Here is a 3094-nt window from a genome sequence, read left to right as displayed (position 1 = left end):
CGGAGCCTAATTCCGTGTCACCCATATGTATTTCGTACCCGGCGATCCCGGGGCTGCACCCGGGAGCGAGTTGCTGCCCCGCTGCCAGTAGAGTCGCCTGTACCTGGTGAGTCTGCTTCTCCTCGAGGATGGTCGTTTCCACGTCCAGCAACCCGAGCCCCTGCACTTCCGAGACTGACGATTCGACCCTGTCCGGGTCGAGAACCAGGTTTCCAAGCATCTGGTATCCGCCGCAGATGCCGATGATGTTTCCCTTGAACTTGCTGATGGCGTCGAACATCCCGGTCTCCCGGAGAGAAACGAGGTCGGCCAGCGTGGCCTTGGTCCCGGGCAGTATCAGCAGGTCGAGATTTCCCACGAGCTGCGGCGACTCCACGTAGATCAGCTCAACGTCGGGCTCCGCCTCAAGTCGGTCGAAATCGGTGTAATTGGAAATCCTCGGCAACCGCACCACGCCGACCCGCAGTTTCCCATCGATTGCGGAAAGGGAGGTTGTCTTTCTCTGCAGCGCCACGCTGTCTTCCGCCGGTAGCGATGGGCCCTTCAACCAAGGCAGAACGCCCAGTACCGGGACGCCCGTCCGCTCCTCGACAAGCTCGATACCCGATCGAAGCAGAGAGGCATCACCGCGGAACTTGTTGATGATCACTCCCTTGACCATCGCCTTTTCTTCGGGCGTCAGGAGTTCGATGGTACCGACGATCTGGGCGAAAACCCCGCCGCGGTCGATGTCGGCAATGAGAATGACCGGAGCTCCCGCCATGGCTGCCGCTTTAAGATTGGCGATATCGTGGGCGCGGAGGTTGATCTCGGCGATGCTCCCCGCTCCCTCCATGACTATGAAAGAGTACTTTGACTTCAGCCGCTCGAAGCTCTCCCGCACCTTCACGAAGGCTTCCGGCTTGTAGGCGTTGTACTCCTTCACCCCCATGTTCCGGACGACCCGTCCCTGGACGATCACCTGGCTTCCGGTGTCGGAATTCGGTTTCAGGAGCACGGGGTTCATATCGATGTGGGGCGCGATGCCGCAGGCCTCTGCCTGGACGCTTTGGGCGCGGCCGATTTCGCCACCCTCGGGCGTGACGGCGGAATTCAGGGCCATGTTCTGCGATTTGAAAGGGGCGACGGAGATCCCGCGCCGCTTCAGTATCCGGCAGAACCCGGCGGTGATGACTGACTTTCCGACATCGGATCCGGTGCCGCAGAACATGAGAGAGCGCGAGCCGGCGGCGACGTCGGCGGTAATCTCCTCCGCTACCACATTTCGTCCCTTGTTGGCATAACCGCGAGGGGTGATGATGCGGCCATCACGGGCAAGGCGGGTCGAGGCGTTGCCGATGATGACAATGGAGAACATGTCGATCGGGTGGGAAAGCATCTCGCCGAGAGTCGTGATGATCCGCTCTTCACCGTCCCGGCAGGCATTCCTGACAATGCCGACGGGAACTTCTGCCCCCCGGGCGGCGATCAGGATTTCCACCGCCTCCTCGATCTGGGTCACGCGGCCTTTGCTGCGAGGGTTGTAAAGGGCGACTACGAAATCCGCGGAGGCCGCAGCCCGAAGCCTTCTCCTGATCTTGTCGATGGGCGTCAGGAGGTCGGAAAGGGAGATCACCGCAAAGTCGTGCATCAGGGGCGCGCCCAGGACCGAAGCCGCCGCCTGCACCGCCGAGACCCCTGGAACGACAATTATTTCAACGCCTTGAGAAGAAGCATCGGGGGCATCGGCAAGTTCCAAGGCCAACCCGGCCATGCCGTAGATACCGGCATCGCCGCTTGAGACCAAGGCGACAGTCTTACCTGAGGCGGCGATGGCGAGCGCCTCGGAACAGCGCTCAATCTCGCGCATCATGCCCGAGGAAACGACCTCTTTTTTCTCTATCAGCGGCTGGATGAAATCGAGGTAGGTCTTGTAACCGACAATAACCTCAGACTTCTCGATTGCCTCGCGCGCCTCGAATGTCATATGGTTCAGCCCGCCGGGGCCGATACCTATTACAAAAAGCTTGGACATTAAAACCTCATGGAAAACTGCTGTTACAGACATCGCGAGACGCTCATCCGCCGCGCGAGATAGAGAATGCACAGCAGCTGGATGCCGGATATTCCAGAGCAAGAATCTGGGTGCCCGATAGAAGCTTTCGGGCATGACACAAAATACTGTCATTCCCGAGGTCTTAATCGGGAATCCATTCTGCCGCGCCTCTCCTCCTCGGCAAATTCAACTTCCAACTCCGATACCCTCACGCGATAGCGGGGACGCTCTTTTACGGAGATTCGGCTATCGAGAGGGTGACGTTTCCGTCCTTCACCTTCTTCAACAGCAGCCTCCCCCCTCCTGATGCCAGGAGAGCCGCGGGCTCGGCAACGCCGGTCGCGCCGATAGCGGTAAAGGCATGGTCCGAAGGAGGAGACGGCACCTCGACTACGTTCAACCGGCGGCTGTCGTAGAACAGAATCTCCACCCCGGCCCGGCTGGCGAACTCCAACAACCCGGCCTCGTCGCGCTTCGCCTCCGCAGTGGCGACATATCTCACGCTGATGGCCGAAAGGGATAGCCGCTCCAGATTGGCTTTGACCACCGATTCGATCTCTTCACAGGAAGTCCCCCTGTTGCAGCCGATCCCCAAGTGCAGGTTCAAGGGGCGCAGCACCAGGACACGGTCGGAATCGAGCTCTTTCGGGAGTACCCTGTTCGTTACGAGGACCGCCCCACTCGCTTCTGCTCCAACGGCCTCGTCAAGATCGCCACAGAAGGAAACGATCCCTCTCCCGTCAAAGTATCCTTTCACAGCGTCGTGATGGTCCAGGACCGCGATGTTTTTCCCCTCCAGCAGGAGGGCATTTAGGACCTTCACCCGCGAGAGGTCTTCAATCAGCCAGCCGTTCTCTTTCGCCAGCATGTCGAAGGAGGGAAGAGCGTTCACATCGGTGGCCGTGGTTATGACCGGAGTACAGCCGAGGAGAGAAGAGCAGCGCTCGGCCAGTTCGTTGGCGCCGCCAAGATGTCCGGAGAGGAGGGAGATGGCGAAGCGACCGGCATCATCGACCACCACCACCGCCGGGTCCTTATCCTTTGCCTGCAGAAGGGGGG

At 60.1% G+C, this 3094-nt stretch carries 2 protein-coding genes; both read right to left on the bottom strand.

Annotation, left to right across the window (positions count from 1 at the left end):
• The coding region (locus tag AC11W3_RS08125) for a cobyric acid synthase (protein ID WP_484092788.1) at nt 1-2014 on the bottom strand (2014 nt) is incomplete at its 3' end.
• A gap of 253 nt (nt 2015-2267) precedes the next feature.
• Nucleotides 2268-3094: cobalt-precorrin 5A hydrolase (locus tag AC11W3_RS08120; RefSeq protein WP_484092787.1), on the bottom strand; the 827-nt coding region annotated here is incomplete at its 5' end.

Source organism: Geomonas sp., assembly GCF_056994735.1.
Note: the sequence above shows the minus strand (reverse complement) of the source record. Positions and strands in the feature narration are given on the sequence as shown.